We start from the raw sequence: 656 nt of genomic DNA, 5'->3' as shown, positions 1-656 counted from the left end.
CTCGTTCCGCACCACGCGCGATCCGTCGTTCCGCTTCCGCAACGGCGAGTTCACCATGATCGGCATCGAGGTCGAGGGCCGCCCGCTGGTGCGCGCCTATTCGGTCGTCTCGGCGAACTACGACGAGGAGCTCGAGTTCTTCTCCATCAAGGTGCCGGACGGGCCGCTCACCTCGCGCCTCCAGCATCTGAACGTCGGCGACCCCATCCTCATCGGCCGGAAGCCGACTGGAACCCTCGTGCTCGACAACCTGCTTCCCGGCAGGAACCTCTACCTGCTCGGCACCGGCACCGGCCTCGCGCCATTCCTCTCCATCATCAAGGATCCGGAGACCTACGAGCGCTTCGAGAAGGTCGTGCTGGTGCACGGCTGCCGGCAGGTCAACGAGCTCGCTTATGGCGAGACCATCACCGAGACGCTGCCCAGGGACGAGCTTCTGGGCGAGATGATCTCGGGCGGCCTGGTCTACTATCCGACCGTGACCCGCGAGCCGTTCCGCAACCGCGGCCGCATCACCGACCTGATGACGAGCGGAAAGCTGTTCGAGGACGTCGGCCTGCCGAACATGTCGATCGAGAACGACCGCTTCATGCTGTGCGGCTCGCCCGACATGATCCGCGACACCCGCCAACTCCTCGTCGACGGCGGCTACGAGG

At 65.5% G+C, this 656-nt stretch carries 1 protein-coding gene; it reads left to right on the top strand.

Annotation, left to right across the window (positions count from 1 at the left end; translation table 11 throughout):
* Positions 1-656 (top strand): ferredoxin--NADP reductase (locus ACFOWB_RS26665; protein ID WP_378150378.1); only part of this gene is annotated, 656 nt, incomplete at both ends.

Source organism: Chenggangzhangella methanolivorans, from assembly GCF_042648545.1.
Lineage (GTDB): Bacteria > Pseudomonadota > Alphaproteobacteria > Rhizobiales > Methylopilaceae > Methylopila > Methylopila methanolivorans.
This window is presented reverse-complemented; position numbering and strand designations above follow the sequence as displayed.